The organism is Vreelandella halophila, from assembly GCF_009856365.1.
Taxonomy (GTDB): Bacteria; Pseudomonadota; Gammaproteobacteria; order Pseudomonadales; family Oleiphilaceae; genus Halospina; species Halospina utahensis_B.
Genome location: NZ_WMEX01000004.1, coordinates 97,332 through 115,896, shown reverse-complemented (window position 1 = coordinate 115,896; position 18,565 = coordinate 97,332). Strand labels below are relative to the sequence as shown.

The 18,565-nt window shown below is 61.3% G+C and carries 17 protein-coding genes; 8 read left to right on the top strand and 9 right to left on the bottom strand.

Annotated elements, in window-relative coordinates; genetic code table 11:
- Positions 1-3: 3 nt before the first annotated feature.
- Positions 4-1,977, top strand: a complete 1,974-nt coding sequence (locus tag GLW01_RS08190; protein WP_160898751.1) for an acetoacetate--CoA ligase — start codon at positions 4-6, stop codon at positions 1,975-1,977.
- Here the strand turns inward: GLW01_RS08190 and GLW01_RS08185 are convergent.
- The gene (locus GLW01_RS08185) at positions 1,974-3,545 is read right to left on the bottom strand and encodes a cation:proton antiporter family protein (RefSeq protein WP_160898750.1); all 1,572 of its coding nucleotides are present in this window, start codon (positions 3,543-3,545) and stop codon (positions 1,974-1,976) included. The two genes, GLW01_RS08190 and GLW01_RS08185, sit on opposite strands and share 4 nt — an antisense overlap.
- Positions 3,546-3,647: 102 nt before the next feature.
- On the opposite strand from GLW01_RS08185, the gene GLW01_RS08180 reads away from it, so the two are divergent.
- On the top strand, positions 3,648-5,261 hold the full coding sequence (locus GLW01_RS08180) for a cation:proton antiporter (protein ID WP_160898749.1): 1,614 nt from the start codon (positions 3,648-3,650) through the stop codon (positions 5,259-5,261).
- A 13-nt stretch (positions 5,262-5,274) separates the two neighbouring features.
- Here the strand turns inward: GLW01_RS08180 and GLW01_RS08175 are convergent, their stop codons facing one another.
- From GLW01_RS08175 to GLW01_RS08165, 3 genes are all read right to left on the bottom strand, one after another.
- Positions 5,275-5,709 carry a potassium channel family protein gene (locus tag GLW01_RS08175; protein ID WP_160898748.1) on the bottom strand — a complete coding sequence of 145 codons (435 nt, stop codon included), beginning with the start codon at positions 5,707-5,709 and terminating at the stop codon, positions 5,275-5,277.
- Between the two features lie 84 nt (positions 5,710-5,793).
- Positions 5,794-6,735, bottom strand: a complete 942-nt coding sequence (locus GLW01_RS08170) for an electron transfer flavoprotein subunit alpha/FixB family protein (RefSeq protein WP_151439518.1) — start codon at positions 6,733-6,735, stop codon at positions 5,794-5,796.
- The gene (locus GLW01_RS08165) at positions 6,736-7,485 is read right to left on the bottom strand and encodes an electron transfer flavoprotein subunit beta/FixA family protein (protein WP_151439519.1); all 750 of its coding nucleotides are present in this window, start codon (positions 7,483-7,485) and stop codon (positions 6,736-6,738) included.
- Positions 7,486-7,709: 224 nt separating this feature from the next.
- Between GLW01_RS08165 and GLW01_RS08160 the strand changes: the two genes are divergently transcribed.
- Positions 7,710-9,365 carry an electron transfer flavoprotein-ubiquinone oxidoreductase gene (locus GLW01_RS08160; RefSeq protein WP_160898747.1) on the top strand — a complete coding sequence of 552 codons (1,656 nt, stop codon included), beginning with the start codon at positions 7,710-7,712 and terminating at the stop codon, positions 9,363-9,365.
- A 90-nt stretch (positions 9,366-9,455) separates the two neighbouring features.
- Here GLW01_RS08160 and GLW01_RS08155 read toward each other — a convergent pair whose 3' ends face one another.
- Together GLW01_RS08155 and GLW01_RS08150 are read right to left on the bottom strand one after the other, a co-directional pair.
- Positions 9,456-9,911 (bottom strand): FKBP-type peptidyl-prolyl cis-trans isomerase, encoded by a 456-nt coding sequence (locus GLW01_RS08155; RefSeq protein ID WP_095616885.1) that lies wholly within the window; start codon positions 9,909-9,911, stop codon positions 9,456-9,458.
- A gap of 178 nt (positions 9,912-10,089) precedes the next feature.
- On the bottom strand, positions 10,090-10,671 hold the full coding sequence (locus tag GLW01_RS08150; RefSeq protein ID WP_151439521.1) for a DUF1285 domain-containing protein: 582 nt from the start codon (positions 10,669-10,671) through the stop codon (positions 10,090-10,092).
- A 93-nt stretch (positions 10,672-10,764) separates the two neighbouring features.
- Here GLW01_RS08150 and GLW01_RS08145 point away from each other — a divergent pair, with 93 nt between their 5' ends.
- Entirely contained in the window at positions 10,765-11,925 is a 1,161-nt protein-coding gene (locus tag GLW01_RS08145) for an aminotransferase class V-fold PLP-dependent enzyme (RefSeq protein ID WP_160898746.1), read from the top strand.
- Here the strand turns inward: GLW01_RS08145 and GLW01_RS08140 are convergent, their stop codons facing one another.
- From GLW01_RS08140 to GLW01_RS08130, 3 genes are read right to left on the bottom strand one after another with little or no spacing between them, the layout of a single operon-like run.
- Positions 11,926-12,966: an NAD(P)H-dependent glycerol-3-phosphate dehydrogenase gene (locus tag GLW01_RS08140; protein ID WP_151439523.1), complete on the bottom strand. Its 1,041-nt coding sequence runs from the start codon at positions 12,964-12,966 to the stop codon at positions 11,926-11,928. It abuts the gene before it with no gap.
- A gap of 32 nt (positions 12,967-12,998) precedes the next feature.
- Positions 12,999-13,487 (bottom strand): STAS domain-containing protein, encoded by a 489-nt coding sequence (locus GLW01_RS08135; protein ID WP_151439524.1) that lies wholly within the window; start codon positions 13,485-13,487, stop codon positions 12,999-13,001.
- Entirely contained in the window at positions 13,480-14,667 is a 1,188-nt protein-coding gene (locus GLW01_RS08130; RefSeq protein WP_160898745.1) for a PP2C family protein-serine/threonine phosphatase, read from the bottom strand. Before GLW01_RS08130 ends, GLW01_RS08135 begins: the two co-directional genes overlap by 8 nt.
- A 110-nt stretch (positions 14,668-14,777) precedes the next feature.
- Here GLW01_RS08130 and GLW01_RS08125 point away from each other — a divergent pair, with 110 nt between their 5' ends.
- The 4 genes from GLW01_RS08125 to GLW01_RS08110 all read left to right on the top strand — a co-directional run bounded on the left by GLW01_RS08125 (position 14,778) and on the right by GLW01_RS08110 (position 18,557).
- Positions 14,778-16,247 (top strand): HD domain-containing protein, encoded by a 1,470-nt coding sequence (locus GLW01_RS08125; protein WP_160898744.1) that lies wholly within the window; start codon positions 14,778-14,780, stop codon positions 16,245-16,247.
- Between the two features lie 138 nt (positions 16,248-16,385).
- Positions 16,386-17,351, top strand: coding sequence for an acyl-CoA desaturase (locus GLW01_RS08120; RefSeq protein WP_160898743.1), 966 nt, complete (start codon positions 16,386-16,388; stop codon positions 17,349-17,351).
- Positions 17,335-17,766, top strand: coding sequence for a nuclear transport factor 2 family protein (locus tag GLW01_RS08115; protein ID WP_160898742.1), 432 nt, complete (start codon positions 17,335-17,337; stop codon positions 17,764-17,766). Before GLW01_RS08120 ends, GLW01_RS08115 begins: the two co-directional genes overlap by 17 nt.
- Positions 17,763-18,557 (top strand): SDR family NAD(P)-dependent oxidoreductase, encoded by a 795-nt coding sequence (locus tag GLW01_RS08110; protein ID WP_151439529.1) that lies wholly within the window; start codon positions 17,763-17,765, stop codon positions 18,555-18,557. The genes GLW01_RS08115 and GLW01_RS08110 overlap by 4 nt, the downstream gene beginning before the upstream one ends.
- Positions 18,558-18,565 lie beyond the last annotated feature (8 nt).

The following is an 18,565-nucleotide window of genomic DNA, read 5'->3' as shown; positions in this document are numbered from 1 at the left end:
CCCATGACTGAAGCCCCAATCTGGCAACCGTCACAGGAACGAATCCAGAACGCCCGCATCACCCACTACCACAACTGGCTCCAGACCCAGGGCCATCAACCGGGCAACACCTGGCAGAGCCTCCACCAATGGAGCATCGACAACCCCGCGGCATTCTGGGAAACCATCTGGCAATACTTCGACGTCCGCGGCCAGTACCAGGCCCGCCGCATCTTCGAGAACGGCGACCAGATGCCCGGCGCCACCTGGTTCGGCGGCGCCCGCCTCAACTTTGCCGAAAACCTTCTGCGCGGCGAACCCGACCGTGTCGCCCTTATCGAGCAACGCGAAGACGGCCGCGGCCGCCAGATGACCTACGGCGAACTGCGTGAACACAGCGCCCGCCTCGCCGGCACCCTCCAGGAACACGGCGTCAGCAAGGGCGATCGTGTTGCCGCCTTCATCACCAACGGCATCGAAGCCATCATCGGCATGCTGGCCACCGCCCGCCTGGGCGCCGTATGGTCCTCCTGCTCTCCGGACTTCGGCTTCCAGGGTGTGCTGGAACGCTTTGGCCAGATCGAACCCAGGGCCCTGATCGCCGTCAATGGCTACCAGTACAACGGTAAGGCGATTGATACCCGCGCGCGCGTCGAACAGCTCGCAGGCGCACTCCCCAGCCTCTCCGTTCAGATCCGGATCGACAACCAGCCCGACTGCCCCTGGGACGAGGCCGCCAACACCGTCGGATGGAAGGACGCCCTGATGGCCGAACCCGCCGCCGGGTTTACCCCCATGGCCTTTGACGACCCGCTCTACATCCTCTACTCCTCCGGCACCACCGGCGCGCCCAAGTGCATCGTCCACGGCATCGGCGGCACCCTTCTCCAGCATCTCAAGGAGCTGGGTCTGCACACCGATGTAGGCCCGGACGACGTGGTCTTCTACTACACCACCACCGGCTGGATGATGTGGAACTGGCTCGCCAGCACCCTGTCCCTGGGCGCCACCGCCGTCCTCTACGACGGCTCGCCGATGGCCCCCACGCCGGAGGTCCTCTGGAACCTGGCCGAGGAACACGGCATTACCGTCTTCGGCGCCAGCGCCAAATACTACGCCGCCTGCGGGAAACAGGGCCTGGAACCCGCGGAGACCCACGGCCTGGATCCGCTGAAGGCGATTCTTTCCACCGGCAGCCCTCTGGCCCATGAAAGCTTTGACTACATCTACCGGGACGTGAAACCGGACGTCTGCCTGTCCTCCATCTCCGGCGGCACCGATATTGTCTCCTGCTTCGCCCTCGGCAACCCGACCCTGCCGGTCTACCGGGGCGAACTCCAGTGCCTCGGCCTTGGCATGGACGTAGCCATCTATAACGACGAGGGGCAGCCGGTGGCCGGGCAGAAAGGCGAGCTGGTGTGCCGCGCGCCTTTTCCCTGCATGCCGGTCGGCTTCTGGAACGACCCTGAGGGCGAGCGCTTCCACAGCGCCTACTTCAACCGCTTCCCCAACACCTGGGCCCACGGAGACTTTGGTGAAATCCGCGAACACCCGGCGACAGAGGACACTCCCGCCCAGCGCGGCATGATCATCCACGGCCGGGCGGATGCGGTACTGAACCCGGGTGGGGTACGCATCGGAACCGCCGAGATCTACCGTCAGGTCGAAAAACTGGATGACGTCCTGGAATCCATCGCCGTGGGCCAGCAATGGGGTGACGATCAGCGCGTCGTGCTCTTCGTGCGACTCCGCGAGGACGTGGCGCTCAACGATGAGCTCTGCGAGCGCCTACGACACGTTATCCGGGAGAACACCACACCACGCCATGTGCCGGCGAAAATCATCCAGGTACCGGACATTCCACGCACGCTCAGCGGCAAGATCGTGGAGCTGGCGGTGCGCAACGTGATCCACGGTGAATCCGTGAAGAACCGTGAGGCGCTGGCCAACCCGAACGCGTTGGACCATTTCCGGAATCTGGCGCAACTGCGGGACTAGGCGCCCGCAGGCGGGGCGTGAGTTGTGCTGAGCGCCTCGCGGGTCTTGTCCGCGATACCGATGCCGGCGCCGGCCATGGCCTGGTAGGTTTCGGAAACGCCGGCTCGCTGCAGCGGTGCCGCCTCGTCGTCATGGAAGGTATTGGCAACAATCGGACCGGTGAACCCCATCTTCCGGAGGTTGCGGGCTGCGATCAGTTTCCCCTCCAGGTGTGGCATGGCAAGGATGACCGCCTGCAGGCCCTCCAGGTCCAGCCCCTGCCACAGTTCGATATCCTCGGCGTCCGCGTAGACCACGTTGTGGCCCCGGGTGCACTGGTTTGCCACCTTGTCCGGATCCGCGTCCATGCCCACAACGGTGAGTCCACCTGCACCAACAGCGGTGTACGCCGCCTGCCCGGTGCGCCCCATCCCAACAATCAGGATGTCCGCCTGGCCCAGTGACAGCGGCTGCTGGTCCGGGTGATCACTGGACCGCTCGAACCGCCTCAGCCAGGGCTCCATCCGGTCAAACAGCGGATGCGCGATGCGGTTGAGCGGTGCTGCCACCAGGAAGGAGACCGCGACTGTAATCGCGAGGGGCACCAGCCAGGCCTCAAGCACACTGGCAGCCACAATCAGCCCGAACTCACTGTAGCTCATCAGGCTGAGCGCCCCCAGAAAGGCATTGCGGCTGCGCAGGCGGAAAAGAATGAGCAGGAAGAAGAACAGGATGCCCTTGAGGGGCAGCAACAGCGCCATGCCGAGCGCGAACAGCAGCGCCTGCTGGTCCGGAAGACCCGACATACCGATCTGCAGGAAAAAACCGACCAGAAGGATTTCCTTCAGCCCCCACAGGGAATGGGACAGCTCCTGGGCCCGGGGATGATTCGCCAGCAGGACGCCCATTGCCAGGGCGCCCACCTCCGGACTGAGTCCCACCACCTCAAAGCCATAGCCCCCAACAGCAACCGCCAGGACCACGCCCATCAGAACCAGCAGCTCCTCGTGCCCGGCTACATCCATCAGCCAGTGCATGACCGGGCGCAGAAGCGGCAGTGCCAGCACCACCAGGGCCCAGGGCGAGGGTGTCTGCCCACCGGCCACGCTCAGCACCACAAGAGCAATGAGGTCCTGCAGGATGAGAATGCCGATGGCTACCCGCCCGTGGAAGGAGCGAAGCTCCCCTTTGGCCTCCAGAACCTTGGCCGCCAGCACGGTACTGGAGAATGCCAGGGCGGTTGCCAGCAGCAGCGCATTCGCCGTGCTGATCTCCAGAAGATAGAGGATTCCTGTTCCCAGGATGCCGACACTGATCATGAAATGCAGGATGGCGCCACCCACCACGGCTGGCTCCACCAGATGCCGGATCTTGAGCTTCAGCCCGACCGAGAACAGCAGCATGAGGACGCCGAGATGCGCCACATGATCCAGGAACGGCCCTGCCTGGGGCGGGAGCCCAAATGCCTGCCCCCAAAGGTTGAGCGCAAACCCGGCGGCGAGAAATCCAATCAGAGGCGGCAGACCGACCTGGCGCACCATGAGACCGAAAACAAACGCAAATGAAAGAGAGACAACTTCGATTAACATTGACTAGGCTGTGTCCTGATTATCACGGACGCGGGCTTCGGGTACCGCACTCAAAAGCCGGATTGTAGCATTGATGGCTGGATCATAACGGAGGCATCTCGCATGGAAATCTATCAGGAGTTCACGTTACTGCTGTTGATCGCCGTGGTTGTGGGTTATTTTTCCATGCTCCTGCGCCAGCCACTGCTTATTGCGTACCTGGCGGTCGGCATCATTGTAGGCCCCAGCATACTGGGCATTGTCTCCGCCCACACACAGATTGACCTTCTCGCCCACTGGGGCATCACCATTCTGCTGTTCGTCGTTGGTCTCAAACTGGATCTGAGGATTGTGCGTTCCCTGGGGCCTGTGGCCCTGGCGACGGGACTGGGTCAGCTTGCATTCACCATCCTGATCGGTTTCGGTCTGACGCTTCTGCTCGGCTTTTCCCCGATCGATGCGCTCTATATCGCCATCGCCCTGACCTTTTCCAGCACCATCATCATCGTCAAGCTCCTTTCCGACAAAGGCGAGCTGGAATCCCTGCATGGCCGCATCGCCATGGGCTTCCTGATCGTCCAGGACATCGCGGTTGTTCTCGCCATGCTGGGCCTGAACCTCACCATCCCCACCGCGGATGACCAGCTTATCCCGCCGCTTCAGGGCCTTGGCATCAGCGTGGTGTTCATGGTGGTCGTCCTGCCATTGCTGATGCGGTATGTGATTCCGGGGCTGATGCGCAGCCTGGCCCGCTCCGTCGAGATGCTGATGCTGTTCGCCATCGCGTGGGGGACCATGCTTGCGGCGGGAGCGGACATCCTGGGGCTTTCAAAGGAAGTCGGGGCGTTCATTGCCGGCTTCTCCCTGGCCAACACGGCCGTCAAGGACGTGATCACAAGCCGGCTGACGAGCCTGCGGGACTTCCTGCTCCTGTTCTTTTTCATCTACATGGGTGAACAGCTCAACCTGAGCCTTATTGGAGACAACCTCTTTCCTGCCCTGGTTCTCTCCCTGTTCGTTCTGATCGGCAATCCCCTGATCGTCATGGCCATTATGGGAGGCATGGGGTATCGGCGTCGTACTGGGTTCAAGGCGGGGCTGACCGTGGCTCAGATCAGCGAGTTCTCGATCATCTTCATAACCATGGGGCTGGGCCTCGGCCACATCGGCGATAACGTGCTCGGTGTGGTGACGCTGGTCGGTATCGTGACCATCACGACCTCAACCTACATGATTCTCTACTCCGAACAGCTTTTTGAGCGGGTTCGGGGGTGGCTCTCGCCGTTCGAGCGTACTCTGACCTACCGTGAACTCGACGACTATACACAGGGGCAGGCGGCTCCGATCATCATCATTGGACTGGGACGTCTGGGGCGACGCATTGCCGGTCAACTCATCGAACGCGGGGAAGACGTCATTGGTGTTGATATTGATCCGGGACGGGTCGAACGGGCCCAGACCGAGGGGATACATGCCGTCTTTGGTGACGCGGAGGACATTGAGTTCCTGTCCCATCTGCCGGTCCACACCGCGAAGTGGGTTGTCAGCACACTGCCCCGGCGCGAAGTGAACGAAATTCTGATGCAGGGGCTCGCCCTTTTTGCGAGATCCGGGCGCATCGCCATTGCCAGCTTCCGGGAGGATGACGAAATTAACTGGAAAAACAGGAACGTGGACTTGATTCTTCACCCGTATCGTGAAGCCGCGGAGCAGGCGGTCGCACAAATTACGCCCTGACCGTTCCAGCCAGTCAGCGCCAGAAACGCTGCATCTGAAGAAAGGTAACGGAGGCGGACCAGGTGATCAGCATGAAGCCGATCAGCGCCTCCACGCCAAAAATGAAACGGATGGGGCCAACAGGATAAACCTCCCCATACCCCAAAGTGGTATAGGTCACGGCGGAAAAGTAGATGTAGTCCATCACGCCGGACACATGGCCTCCGGTTACAGAACCCGCACCCTCAATCTGGGCCAGCGTCCAAGAGACCAAACCGAACAGCCAGATCTCAATGACGTGGGCTACAAAAAGCCCCAGAACCATCAGGACCATACATAGGGACTGGTGCAGGCTGGTGCCATCAAAGCGCCGCATGAGCGCCGTAGCGGCCATACAGTGGAGAACGACTGAGGCAATCAGCGCAACGAGTGTTGCAGCGCCAGCGATTGCGTGCGTCTGCGTCAGCATGAGTCCACTTTTCGGATCGTTGTAAACAGAAAAGCCGCACCCCGGAGGGTACGGCTTTCATCATAGCCTGATACGGGCGTTCCGTCAGACCACCTTCTTGAGTTCTTCCTCAAGCTGCGGTACCGCATCAAACAGGTCCGCTACAAGGCCGTAGTCCGCCACCTGGAAAATGGGCGCGTCCTCGTCCTTGTTGATGGCCACAATGAACTTGGAATCGCCCATGCCGGCCAGGTGCTGGATGGCACCGGAAATGCCGACGGCGATGTAGAGGTTCGGGGCCACGATCTTGCCGGTCTGGCCGACCTGCATGTCGTTTGGTACGAACCCAGCGTCGACGGCGGCACGGGACGCGCCGATGGCGGCGCCCAGAACGTCGGCGACAGACTCCAGCATCTTGAAGTTGTCGCCATTCTGCATGCCGCGACCACCGGAGATGACCACGTCGGCAGCTGCCAGATCCGGACGATCGGATTCGGCCAGCTCTTCGCTGACGAACTCGGAAAGGCCGGCGTCGTGCGCTGATTCCACGGATTCAACCGAAGCTGAACCGCCCTCAGCCGCAACCGGGTCAAAGCTGGTGGTCCGAACGGTGATCACCTTGACGCTGTCGCTGGACTGCACAGTCGCAATCGCGTTACCGGCGTAGATCGGGCGAACGAAGGTGTCCTCGGACTGCACACCGATGATGTCGGAAACCTGCGCCACGTCGAGCATGGCGGCAACACGCGGCATGGTGTCCTTGCCAACGGTGCCGGCGGAGGCGAACAGATGGCTGTAGCCCTTGCCCACTTCCGCGATCAGCAGACTGAGATTCTCGGCGAGGTCATGCCCGTAAGCGTCATTGTCGGCAGCGAGCACCTTGTTGACGCCGTCCGCCTTGGCGGCCTGTTCGGCAACACCGCCGATGTCCTTGCCGGCGACCAGGACGTCGATGTCACCACCAGCAGACTTGGCAGCGGCGATAACACTGAGTGTCGACCCGGCCAGCTCACCCTTGTTGTGATCTGCAATAACCAGTGTACTCATTTAAATCACCTTCGCTTCGTTCTTCAGTTTGTCGACCAGCTCCTCAACGCTCTCGACCTTGACACCGGGCTGACGCGGCTGCGGCTCTTCAACCTTGAGTGTCTTGAGCCGCGGCGCAACATCGACGCCCAGATCGGCCGGGCTGATGGTCTCGAGCGGCTTCTTCTTGGCCTTCATGATGTTGGGGAGCGAAGCGTAGCGCGGTTCGTTCAGGCGCAGATCCGTGGTAACCACGGCCGGCAGGTTCAGGGAAACGGTCATCAGGCCGCCGTCGATCTCACGGGTCACCTTGACCTTTTCACCTTCCACCTCGACCTCGGAGGCAAAGGTGCCCTGGGGCATCCCGGCCAGCTGGGCCAGCATCTGGCCAGTCTGGTTGTTATCGGTGTCGATAGACTGTTTGCCCATGATCACCAGGTTCGGCTCTTCCTTGTCCACGACGGCCTTGAGCATCTTGGCCGCATCCAGGGACTGGACATCTTCGTCCGTCTCGACCTGGATGGCGCGGTCAGCGCCCAGTGCCAGCGCGGTGCGCAGCTGCTCCTGGCTGACCTTGGGACCGATGGTCACGGCGACAATCTCGGTGGCAACGCCCTTCTCCTTGAGACGGACCGCTTCCTCAACGGCGATCTCGCAGAATGGGTTCATTGCCATCTTGACGTTGGACAGGTCCACGCCGGTGTTATCCGGCTTGACGCGAACCTTGACGTTGTAGTCAATCACTCGTTTTACAGCGACCAGAACCTTCATAGATTCCTCGTTTCCTGCCATGGGTTTAGAATGTTCATGCGGCGGGCGTCCCCGGCAAAAGCGCCCTAATACTGACGACAAAACCACAGGGGGTCAATAGCTCCAGGGACGGGATGCCATTGCTCAATGTCATTCAAACAAACGTTTGTTTGATTTCCATGATGATATATCCTGTGGCAACGTAAAGCCACAGATTGCCCATTGGAAATCCTGAGGAGACTATCGTGGAACGCGAATCGATGGAGTTTGACGTCCTGATCGTGGGGGCGGGCCCTGCTGGACTCTCGGCTGCCTGCCGTATCCAGCAGCTGGCCAACGAGGCGGAGCAGGAACTGACCGTCTGTGTTGTCGAGAAGGGATCCGAGGTCGGTGCCCACATCATCGCCGGCACCGTTTTCGAGCCGACCAGCCTCAATGAGCTCTTCCCCGACTGGAAGGAGCGCGGTGCCCCGCTGAACACGCCGGTCACCCGGGATGACATCTACTTCCTGCGCGGCGCCGACAGTGCCCGCAAGGCGCCCAACGCCTTTGTGCCAAAGAACATGCACAACCATGGCAACTACATCATCAGCCTGGCCAACCTGTGCCGCTGGCTCGGCGAGCAGGCCGAACAGCTGGGCGTCGAGATCTATCCGGGTTTCCCGGCCGCCGAAGTCCTGTACGAGGATGGCGTGGTCAAGGGCATCCTCACCGGCGAGTTCGGCGTCGACGCCGAGGGCAACCACAAGGACGGCTACATGCCACCCATGGAGCTGCGGGCGAAATACACTCTGTTCAGCGAAGGCTGCCGGGGGCACCTGGGCAAGGACCTGCTGCAGCAGTTCAACCTGGACGAGGGCAAGGACCCGCAGCACTACGGCCTTGGCATCAAGGAGCTGTGGGACATCGACCCGGCCAACCACGAACCCGGGCTGGTGGTGCACACCGCGGGCTGGCCGCTGTCCGAGAGCGGCTCCACCGGGGGTGGGTTCCTGTATCACCTGGAAAACGGCCAGGTCTATGTCGGGCTGATCACCGACCTGTCCTACTCCAACCCCTACGTCTCGCCGTTCGAGGAATTCCAGCGGATGAAGACGCACCCGACCATCAAACAGCACCTGGAAGGCGGCAAGCGGGTATCCTACGGGGCGCGGGCCATCACCAAGGGCGGCTACAACAGTCTGCCCCGGATGCATTTCCCCGGCGGGCTGCTGCTGGGCTGTGACGCGGGCACGCTGAACTCGTCCAAGATCAAGGGCTCGCACACCGCCATGAAGTCCGGGATGCTGGGCGCTGAAGCGGTTTTCGAGGCGATCCAGAAGGGCTCTGAAGGCGGCGACGACCTGACTGCCTTTGCGGAGAAGTTCGAGAACAGCTGGCTCTTCCGGGAACTGTTCGCCGAGCGCAACTTCAGCCCGGCCATGCACAAGTTCGGCACCGTGATCGGTGGCGGCATCGCCTACCTGGAGCAGAACATCCTGCGCCGGCCGCTGCCGATCACCTTCCACGACACCACGCCGGATCACGCGGCGCTTAAGCCGGCCTCTGAGTGTTCGAAGATCGACTACCCGAAGCCGGACAACAAGCTGACCTTCGACCGGCTGTCCTCGGCGTTCATGTCGAACACCAATCACGAGGAAGACCAGCCCTGCCACCTGCAGCTCAAGGATCCGGAGATTCCCATCCGGGATAACCTGCCGACCTACGACGAGCCGGCACAGCGTTACTGCCCGGTGGGCGTGTACGAGGTGGTGGATGCCGAGGACGGCAGCGGCAAGAAGTTCCAGATCAACGCGCAGAACTGCATCCACTGCAAGACCTGCGACATCAAGGACCCGGCCCAGAACATCCAGTGGGTGGTCCCCGAAGGGGGCGGTGGCCCCAACTATCCCAATATGTAAGGGGTAGGTACAAAAAAAGGCGACCCGCGGGTCGCCTTTTTTATGTCCGTTGCACTGAAAACGCTGCTGATTCAGTGCTTGGAGAAAGACTCAGTGCACGTGGCCGTGCTCTTTCTCTTCGTCGGACGGCTCACGCGTATCAACCACCTCAACATCGAAGTGCAGACGCTGGCCGGCGAGCGGATGGTTGGCATCGATGGTCACGGTCTCATCCTCAACGGATACCACGCGTACGATCTGCGGGCCGCCGGGCGTTTCCGCCTGGAACTGCATGCCGGGCTCGACCTTCTCAACGCCCTCAAAAGCGGAGCTCGGGACGGGCTGGACCAGTTCTTCGCGGACTTCGCCGTAAGCGTTCTCCGGATCCAGGGATACCTGGGCTTCGTCACCCTGGGCCTTGTCGGTCAGTGCTTCTTCCAGGCCACTGATGATGTTCTGGGCCCCTTCCAGATAGCTGAGCGGCTCACGCTCGCGGGAAGAATCCAGAACCTCACCCTCGTCGTTCTTGAGGGTGTAGTGGATGCTGACGACACGGGATTCGGTCATGTTGACTCCTTGCGTATAGGACAGAAACGTCGTAATAACAATAGTGCGGTGGATCGAAAGTGTTGCTGAACAGCGGCCTGTACAGAGGGACTTACGACGATCCGGGACGCAAGGGTGCTGCTCAATACAGGCACCCATACTCCATGATAGAAAATAATGGCGGCTTTGAAAACCGTGATCAGCCGATCCGGCCCAGGGAAAAGAAACTGCCCTGACTGACCACCCCGACGTGGGTTGCGCCGTTGATGGCCCGCTCCTCAGCCAGTTCCGTGAGGTGGTAGAAGGCACTGCGCTCGATCCGGGCCTGGAGCCCGCGCCGTACCATCACATAGGGCTGGGGTTCGCCGCTTTTATCATCCGTTCGAACGATCAGCGGGTGCGAGTCACCGATCGGGAAGCGGTCCTCCACATCCGTATGCAGCCAGAGAACGCGCCCACCCCCCTCACCTTCCTGCTCAACGCTGTGTGCGAGGAAGGGAACATCTTCCACCTGGATGCGGTACTTTTCGTGCGGTGTTAGAAGATAGTAGTAACCATCTGATTCACGCCGCATGATGGAGGCGAAAAGTCGGCGCAGCGCCAGCCGTTCAATTTCACGGCCCTGGTAGAACCAGCGGCCATTGCGGTTGATGAACAGTTCCAGGTCGTCCGTGAACGGCGGATCCCACTGATCCACCGGCGGGCCCTTTCCGGTTGTATCGTATTGGGCGACGTGTTCGAATTGTCGGGCCAGTTCCGCCTGGGAATCGGGTTCCCCCATCTGCAGCCCTCCGGCGCAATCAGTGCATGGAACAGGTCCGATACTAGCGGTGCGAGCCCTCCCCTTCAATGACGGACATGACGGAGACGGAGCATGACGGAGCGTTTTTCAGCCACGCAGCTGCTGAGTGAATTCCCGCTTGAGTCGGGGCTTGCCTATCTCAACCACGCGGCCGTGGCACCCTGGCCGCGGCGTGCCAGTGATGCCGTTGCCCGCTTCGCCCATGAGAACAGCCACCTGGGGGCCACTCACTATCCCCAGTGGCTCACGGTTGAGGACCAGCTCAGGCACAACCTGGCCCGGCTGATCAATGCACCGTCCGCGCAGGACATCGCCCTGTGCAAGAACACCTCCGAAGCGCTTTCCATGGTTGCGGCTGGCCTGGACTGGCATGAAGGGGATGAAATCATCATCACGAGCCAGGAATTCCCCTCCAACCGGATTGTGTGGGAGTCTCTTGTGAGCCGTGGCGTCCGCATACGGGTGGCGGATATCGACCGCCAGGACGTCACACCGGAAGGCGCGATTGAGGACCTGATCACTGACAGAACCCGCCTGATGTCGGTCAGCTCAGTCCAGTATGGCACCGGCCTGCGTCTTGACGCCGCCCATCTGGGCGCGCTCTGTGACAGCCATGGCATCCTGTTCTGTCTGGACGCCATCCAGAGTGCCGGTGCCGAGCCGCTGGATGTCCAGGCCGCGGGCGCCCATTTTGCCATGGCGGATGGCCACAAGTGGATGCTGGGACCCGAAGGCCTGGCCTTTTTCTATGTGGCACCGGAATGGCGGGAGTCACTGAAACTCTATGAATACGGTTGGCACATGGTTGCCGACCCCGGCAACTTCGACCGTAAGGACTGGGCCCCGGCTCCGGACGCACGGCGCTTTGAGTGCGGCAGCCCCAATCTGCTCGCAGCCCATGCCCTTGAGGCCAGCACCGGTCTGCTGCTTGAAGTGGGACTGGATCAGGTCAGGAGCCTGATTGACCAGCGCGTGAGCCGCCTGGCGAGCGGTCTGGATCGCATTAAGGGCATTACCCCCGTGACGCCCCGGGAGCCACAGCGCCGGCTTGGCATCTACACCGTACAGGTCGATGGGCTGGACAACCGCCATCTCTGTGACCGGCTGGCCCAGCACCGGGTTATCAGCGCCAGCCGCGGCGGCGGGGTACGGTTCTCGCCCCACTTCTATACCCCTTATGCCGCACTGGAGCAGGCCCTGGACACCCTGGAACGCCTCGTGCGCCAGGGCTGATCAGATGGCGGAACCCTCGCCCTGACGGGGCAGAATGAACTCCACGTCGCTGTTCTGGGTGGCATTCATGAGCGCTCCCACCACATCGGTGATGGAAGCTCCCCGGTAAAGGATCTGGTAGAGCCCCCGCACCAGGGGCATGTAGACGTCCAGCTCGATGGCTTTCTCGTGGACCAGCTCCAGAGTCCGGACCCCCTCTGCCACCTGCCCGAGCTCTGTCACGGCCTCATCCAGAGTGCTGCCCTGCCCGACGGCATAGCCGACCCGGTAATTGCGGCTCAGACTGGAGCTGCACGTCACGATCAGGTCCCCGACGCCGGCCAGCCCCAGGAACGTCATGGGGTTGGCCCCCATGCTCACGGCAAAGCGGCTCATTTCCGCCAGGCTGCGGGTAATCAGCATGGACTTGGTGTTCTCGCCCATACCCCTGGCATCGGCCAGGCCGGAAACCACCGCATAGATGTTCTTGAGTGCGCCGCCAAGCTCAACACCGTACACATCCAGGTTGGCATAGATACGGAAATAGGCGTTCCCCAGGGCCTGCTGGACACGCTCCCGCAGTTCCCGGTCCTCGGAAGCGATCACGGAAGCGGTAATCTCATGCTGGACGAGCTCGCCGGCCAGGTTGGGCCCGCTCAGGACCCCCACCCGGGTGCCGGGCAGCTCTTCCTTCAGTACCTGGCTCATGAGCCGGAAACCGTCGCGCTCAATCCCCTTGGTGAGGCTGACCACCATCTGCTGGTCGCGGAAATGGCCGGCAGCGTTTCGGATCACATCACGGAAGACCTTGCTGGGCAGTGCCACGAACACCAGCTCTGCCTGCTCGATAGCACCACCCATGTCGGTGGTGGGTTCAACCAGGGAGTCCAGCTCGAGTTCCGGGAAATACTGGTGGTTGATGCGGGTGTGGCGGATGGCCTCTGCCTGCTCGGCACTGCGCATCCAGAGTCGGACGGGATGCCCGTTCTCGGCCAGTACCTGGGCCATGGCGGTGCCGAAACTGCCACCACCCAACACAGTGGTCTGAATCGCGTTCTCCATGAAGCGGGCTTATTCGGTTTGTTCAGATGGGTTCAGGGGGCTTCGCATTCCAGGGCACGCACCAGATTCTGGAACTGTTCCTGATTGTGATGGTTCATGCTCATCAGGGTCCGGTGCGCATCCAGGACCTTGTCCCGCACTTCCTGCTCACTGGCGCGCATGAGCGGAATCTCCTCGAGTTCCTGGGGATCCCGTGCCGGTTCGCGCACGATCAGGAAGATGCGGTCGAAACCCATGGAATGGATGATGCGGGTGACGTCAGGGTTGGTGGTGATCAGCGTGGGCAGGAAGTGGCTGCGTTCCTCGGAGGCCATGGCGATTTTGGCCAGCAGCCCGAGTGTGGTGCTGTCGATCACTTCCGTCTCGGTGAGATCCACCACCACAGTCCGGAACTCTGGGTTTCCGAACATGTCATCAATGATCTGGTCCAGCGTTGAGCAAAGATTGAGACGTACTTCTCCGATGAACTTGAGTACGTAAATACCCCGCTCCTGAGCCTGCAGAATCTTGCAATCACTCATCAGCAGCACGTCCGTCGGTCACCGTCACTATGGCAATGTCATCGGGAAGTTCGTCCATTGCCTCGATCTGTAACGACTCACTGAGTCTTTCGACAGTGTGACGTCCAGATTGCACGAGTTCAAGTAACCGTTTTTCCTTCTCGTCCAGACTGGGGGCATCGATCACTTCAAGAATGCCGTCCGAGAACAGGATCAACCGGAAGCCGGGGTTCAGCCGCTCACTGTAATGGGCCCAGTCCGGCTTGTTGAACAGCCCTACAGGGAGGCCGCTGCCCTCAAGGAAGCGTGCGCCATTCCCATCCAGGAGGATCGGCATGGGGAAGTGGCCGCCCACGGAGTAACGCAGTTCACGGGCCTGGGTGTCCACCAGGCCCACAAAGAGGGTCACGTGTTTACCCAGACCGGTTTCCAGCAGTTCATGGTTGACCCTCTGAAGGAACCGCTCCGGATCCAGGATGTCCTCACTGGAGCCGCGCCGCAGATTGCGCTGGAGGCGGTTGGTGAGGTTTTTGAGCAGTACCGTTACGAAGGCGCTGCTGGCCCCGTGCCCGGACACATCGGCGATGTAGACCAGGCTCAGGTGCTCATCAAGCTTCATGTAATCCAGGAAATCACCGCTGAGGTACAACGATGGCTGGATGCAGTGCGTCATGTGTACCCCGGCCATTGACTGGTCCGGGTCGGGGAGCATCTTCATCTGTACCTTGCGCCCGGCACTCTGGTCCGCACGCAGCTCGGAGATCCCCTCGCGCAGGTTCAGATTCTTGCGTTCCAGTTCCTCACGGTAGACCTCGTTGAGTCGGGCCACCCGTATCCGTTCAAAAAGCTTGGCCAGCGCGTCGTCCACGGCATTCTTGTCATCCAGGGGCTTAAGCACCACTTCTGAGGCGCCTGCCCGCATGACTGAAACCACTTCATCCGCTGTGCTGGCACTACTCAGTGCGATCACGGGCGCCTCCACGCCGCCGCTCGTGGCCTCGCGCGCAAGATCGCTGATATGGGCAGCCGGCAGATCGGCAAAGATCAGATCCGGTGGTGTCGCACTCAGACTGGCAACCCCCTCCATCAGGCTTTCACATGCGGTCACGTAATACCCACGGACCTGAAGGTGGCGGCACAGCTCATTGCGGCTGTCAGCCTCCGGATCAATGATGAGAATGTGTTCCGTGCGGGTGGCCATGGGCACCGCTCCCAAAGACAGCGAATATCCCCCCGGCGCGGCGGTACGCGGGCGCGGCTGATGTGCTAGAGTCTGGCCCTGTTGCGCAACTTAGGCAAGCGGAAAGCCCGATGACGCGAAGTGCCCTGGATGACCTGCTCGGTGCCTACGACAAGCTGATCATGGACCCTGTCCATGGTGGCATACGGCTCCACCGCCATGAGGTGGATGTCATTGACCACCGTCTTTTCCAGCGCCTGCGCAACATCTGCCAGAATGACATTCTGAGTCTGGTGTTTCCCGGCGCCACCCACTCACGCTTCCTGCACAGTATTGGCGTGATGCACGTGGGTGACCGGATGTTCCGCGCCATGATGGACGCCTACCTGCGAGAACGCCAGCTCAGCCGCCATCCCGAACTGACATTTGAGCAGCTGGATGCGATCGACTACATGGCCAAGGTCATCCGTCTGGCCTGCCTGCTCCACGACAGTGGTCATTCCAGTTTCTCGCACCAGTTCAACCAGGCCGACCGCATCCAGCAGCTGATGCAGGCTCCGGGGCGCTTTGATCAGCTCTGGGCGGGCATCGATGCCAGCACCTTCTATCCTGAACTGCCAGATGTACTGGAGCACGAGCACTACTCGGTGCGCATTGCCTGGGAAGTGCTCTCGGATATGGACCTGCCGGGACGTTCCGGCATTGAGATCCAGGATGTGCTCGGCGTCATGGAGACCACCGAGCCCGCGCCCAGCGAACGCTTCCAGCAGCACGCCCACACCTTCTGGGCCTTTATCGCCGGCCCGGACGCTCACGCCGGCGCCCTTGAGACGAGCGCGGTCCCACGCCTGGTGATGGATCTGCTGTCCTCGGTGGTCTCTGGCGAGATCGATGCCGACCGCGCCGACTACATGCTGCGGGACGGCTTCCATTCCTCGGTGACCATTGGTGGTTTCAACCTGGATCACCTGCTGAACAACCTGCGCTTCGGCTGGAGCCTGGACTCCCCCTGGCTGGGACTGGCTGTCACCCAGAAAGGGCTGGGGGCACTCGAGGACTTCGTCTATTCCCGCTACCAGATGTACCGCAAGGTCTATGCCCACAAGACGGCGCTGGGCTTTGACTGGCTGCTGCGGGAAGCAATCAACGAAGTGCTTGAGGACAGGGACGTACTTGATTGGGTGGACAAGTGCCTTGGCGACATCCGTAACTTCGCGGACATTACGGACACTTTTTTCTGGGAAGCTTTCCGGCGCAAGGCCCGCGCCAACCCGGCCAGCTGTTCGCGCTGTGTGGTGGACCGGGTCCGTCTGAAGCACGTCGACACCCGGGAGGGGCTGGATCCCGAGGCCATTGAGGCCCACCGTCACTACCTCTCCAGTGCCCTTGAGGCCCCGGTTCAGGAGATTGTGACCTGCACCATGCATGCCCGTTTCTCCCACATTCGCGACCACTTCGACGGCATTCAGGTCCTTGCGCGCGACGCGGTGACCGGTAAGCGCCATCTGGAGCGCATTACGGACATGTCCACCTTCTTCCAGAAGTTCGCTGACAGCACCATCGTCCATTTCTACAGACTGCCCGAGCCTCTACGGGCATGATTGATTCTCCCAATCTCCCCTATTGCCCCACCCCCCCAGCCGCGTTTTTGATCCGCCCCTACTACACCGGCGTATAGGTCGTTGTATGATGGTCGCATCAGCGCAATAGCGGTTACAGAATCCCAAGGTCGGAATATCATGGCACAGGCACGCAATCTCCTTTACAGCTTCCTCAGGTGGTTCGACTCCGAAGCGGGCGCTGAACACATTGATGCCAGCAGCACCCGGCTCAACTGGATCCGGATCATCCCCTTCATTGGCCTGCACCTGGCATGCCTGGGGGTGATCTGGGTCGGCGTGAGTCCCTTTGCCGTCTGGTTCGCCATCGGTTTCTTCGTGCTGCGCATGTTCGCGATAACCGGCTTCTATCACCGGTACTTTGCCCATAAGACTTTCAGTACCAACCGCTTCTGGCAGTTCATCTTCGCGGTGATCGGCAGTAGCGCCGTGCAGCGTGGACCACTCTGGTGGGCCGCCCATCACCGCCATCATCACCAGCACTCGGATACCGACAAGGATCTCCACTCCCCAGAGCAGCAGGGGTTCTGGTGGTCCCACGTGGGCTGGTTTACCTGTGACGCGGCTTTCCTGACTGATTACCGCCGGGTTGGGGATTGGGCCCGCTACCCGGAGCTCCGGTTCCTGAACCGTTTTGACGCCATTGTTCCGCTGGCCTGCGTGGTTGGCATCTACGCGCTGGGTGAGGCTCTGGCCGCCTGGGCTCCGGCCCTTGGCACCAATGGCCCCCAGCTGACGATCTGGGGCTTCTTCATCTCAACCGTGGCGGTCTTCCACGGCACTGTCTCCATCAATTCCCTGGCCCACGTATGGGGCCGGAGGCGCTTCGAGACCTCTGACGACAGCCGCAACAATTTCTGGCTGGCCCTGCTCACCCTCGGCGAGGGCTGGCACAACAATCACCACCGCTGCCCGACATCCGCACGCCAGGGCTTTCGCTGGTGGGAGATCGACATCACCTTCTACCTGCTCTGGCTGATGGAAAAGGCCGGCATCATCCATAACCTGAAACCCATTCCCAAAGCGGTTTATCAGGAGACCCTGGAAAGGGATCGACAGAGGCATGGCCATGACGCTGAGCAGTAAACAGGTCGCGCGCTTCCAGTCGCTGTTCAATCGTGCACCTCCGGACATTGAGGCCCTGATGGAGGAGTGCTACCACGACCGAGTCCTGTTTCGGGACCCACTGGTGGAGCGCCGGGGTACGGAATCACTGGCGCAGTATCTGCGCTCGGCCTATGTCAATGTCACCAGCTGTGAGTTCGATTTCGGTGAGCCGGCAAGCAATGCCCACAGCGTCATGCTGCCCTGGAGTATGACGCTGGAGCACCCCAAACTGGCCCATGGCCGGTCTTTCATCGTCGAAGGGGTGAGCCTCCTGAAGGGGCAGGATGATCTGATCGTCTTCCACCGCGACTACTACGACGCGGGCGAGCTTCTCTACGAGAACATTCCGGTGCTCGGCCGGATCATTCAGTGGATCAGGAGTAGAGCGGTATGAGCAACGAGCACAACACCACCAATCTGACGGTGTGGCTCACCGGCGCTACTTCGGGCATCGGGCTGGCGGTTCTCGCCGAACTTGTCCGTCAGGGGCACCGGGTCATTGCAACCGGGCGCAACCGCGACAGGCTCAATGAGATCGTGGCTGAATACGGTAACGCGGTCACCCCCCTGGCGGGAGACGTGACCAGCCCCCAGGACTGCCGCTACTTCCGCGAACAGCTGCACGCCATGGCGCCCATTGACTGGGCCATTCTCAACGCGGGCACCTGTGAATACATGGATGTGTCGGATTTCGACGCGGAGTTGGTCTCCCGGGTGGTCAACACCAACATTGTCGGCACAGCCCGGGCGATTGAGGCCGTTCTGCCGGTACTCCGGACCAGCCGGAACCGGGAGCGCCACCCCCTGCTGGCAGTGGTCGGCTCCTCCGCCTGGTGGTTCCCGTTCACCCGTGCGGAAGCCTATGGCGCCTCCAAGGCGGGCCTGGCCTACCTTGCGGAATCGCTGCGCGCTGACCTGGCGGGAGAAGGGATCGACGTGTCACTGATCTCCCCCGGATTCGTGCGCACACCGCTTACCGATCAGAATGATTTCTCGATGCCCTTCCTGATGGAGGCGGAGGATGCCGCGCGCATCATGGTTCGGGACCTGACGCGACACAGGCCGGATATCCACTTCCCCAGACGGTTCACGCTGATGCTCAAGCTGTTCGCCTGTCTGCCACGGTCACTGCGGGACCGTATGGCGGCGGCCATGTCCCGTAACGCCAAGGAATCAAACGACTGATCACTTCC

What these genes read in the sequence shown, in the direction of transcription:
- GLW01_RS08190 (WP_160898751.1), top strand. Translation starts at nt 4, where the DNA reads ATGACTGAAGCCCCAATCTGGCAACCGTCACAGGAACGAATCCAGAAC.
- GLW01_RS08185 (WP_160898750.1), bottom strand. Translation starts at nt 3,545, where the DNA reads ATGTTAATCGAAGTTGTCTCTCTTTCATTTGCGTTTGTTTTCGGTCTC.
- GLW01_RS08180 (WP_160898749.1), top strand. Translation starts at nt 3,648, where the DNA reads ATGGAAATCTATCAGGAGTTCACGTTACTGCTGTTGATCGCCGTGGTT.
- GLW01_RS08175 (WP_160898748.1), bottom strand. Translation starts at nt 5,709, where the DNA reads ATGCTGACGCAGACGCACGCAATCGCTGGCGCTGCAACACTCGTTGCG.
- GLW01_RS08170 (WP_151439518.1), bottom strand. Translation starts at nt 6,735, where the DNA reads ATGAGTACACTGGTTATTGCAGATCACAACAAGGGTGAGCTGGCCGGG.
- GLW01_RS08165 (WP_151439519.1), bottom strand. Translation starts at nt 7,485, where the DNA reads ATGAAGGTTCTGGTCGCTGTAAAACGAGTGATTGACTACAACGTCAAG.
- GLW01_RS08155 (WP_095616885.1), bottom strand. Translation starts at nt 9,911, where the DNA reads ATGACCGAATCCCGTGTCGTCAGCATCCACTACACCCTCAAGAACGAC.
- GLW01_RS08150 (WP_151439521.1), bottom strand. Translation starts at nt 10,671, where the DNA reads ATGGGGGAACCCGATTCCCAGGCGGAACTGGCCCGACAATTCGAACAC.
- GLW01_RS08145 (WP_160898746.1), top strand. Translation starts at nt 10,765, where the DNA reads ATGACGGAGCGTTTTTCAGCCACGCAGCTGCTGAGTGAATTCCCGCTT.
- GLW01_RS08140 (WP_151439523.1), bottom strand. Translation starts at nt 12,966, where the DNA reads ATGGAGAACGCGATTCAGACCACTGTGTTGGGTGGTGGCAGTTTCGGC.
- GLW01_RS08135 (WP_151439524.1), bottom strand. Translation starts at nt 13,487, where the DNA reads ATGAGTGATTGCAAGATTCTGCAGGCTCAGGAGCGGGGTATTTACGTA.
- GLW01_RS08130 (WP_160898745.1), bottom strand. Translation starts at nt 14,667, where the DNA reads ATGGCCACCCGCACGGAACACATTCTCATCATTGATCCGGAGGCTGAC.
- GLW01_RS08125 (WP_160898744.1), top strand. Translation starts at nt 14,778, where the DNA reads ATGACGCGAAGTGCCCTGGATGACCTGCTCGGTGCCTACGACAAGCTG.
- GLW01_RS08120 (WP_160898743.1), top strand. Translation starts at nt 16,386, where the DNA reads ATGGCACAGGCACGCAATCTCCTTTACAGCTTCCTCAGGTGGTTCGAC.
- GLW01_RS08115 (WP_160898742.1), top strand. Translation starts at nt 17,335, where the DNA reads ATGACGCTGAGCAGTAAACAGGTCGCGCGCTTCCAGTCGCTGTTCAAT.
- GLW01_RS08110 (WP_151439529.1), top strand. Translation starts at nt 17,763, where the DNA reads ATGAGCAACGAGCACAACACCACCAATCTGACGGTGTGGCTCACCGGC.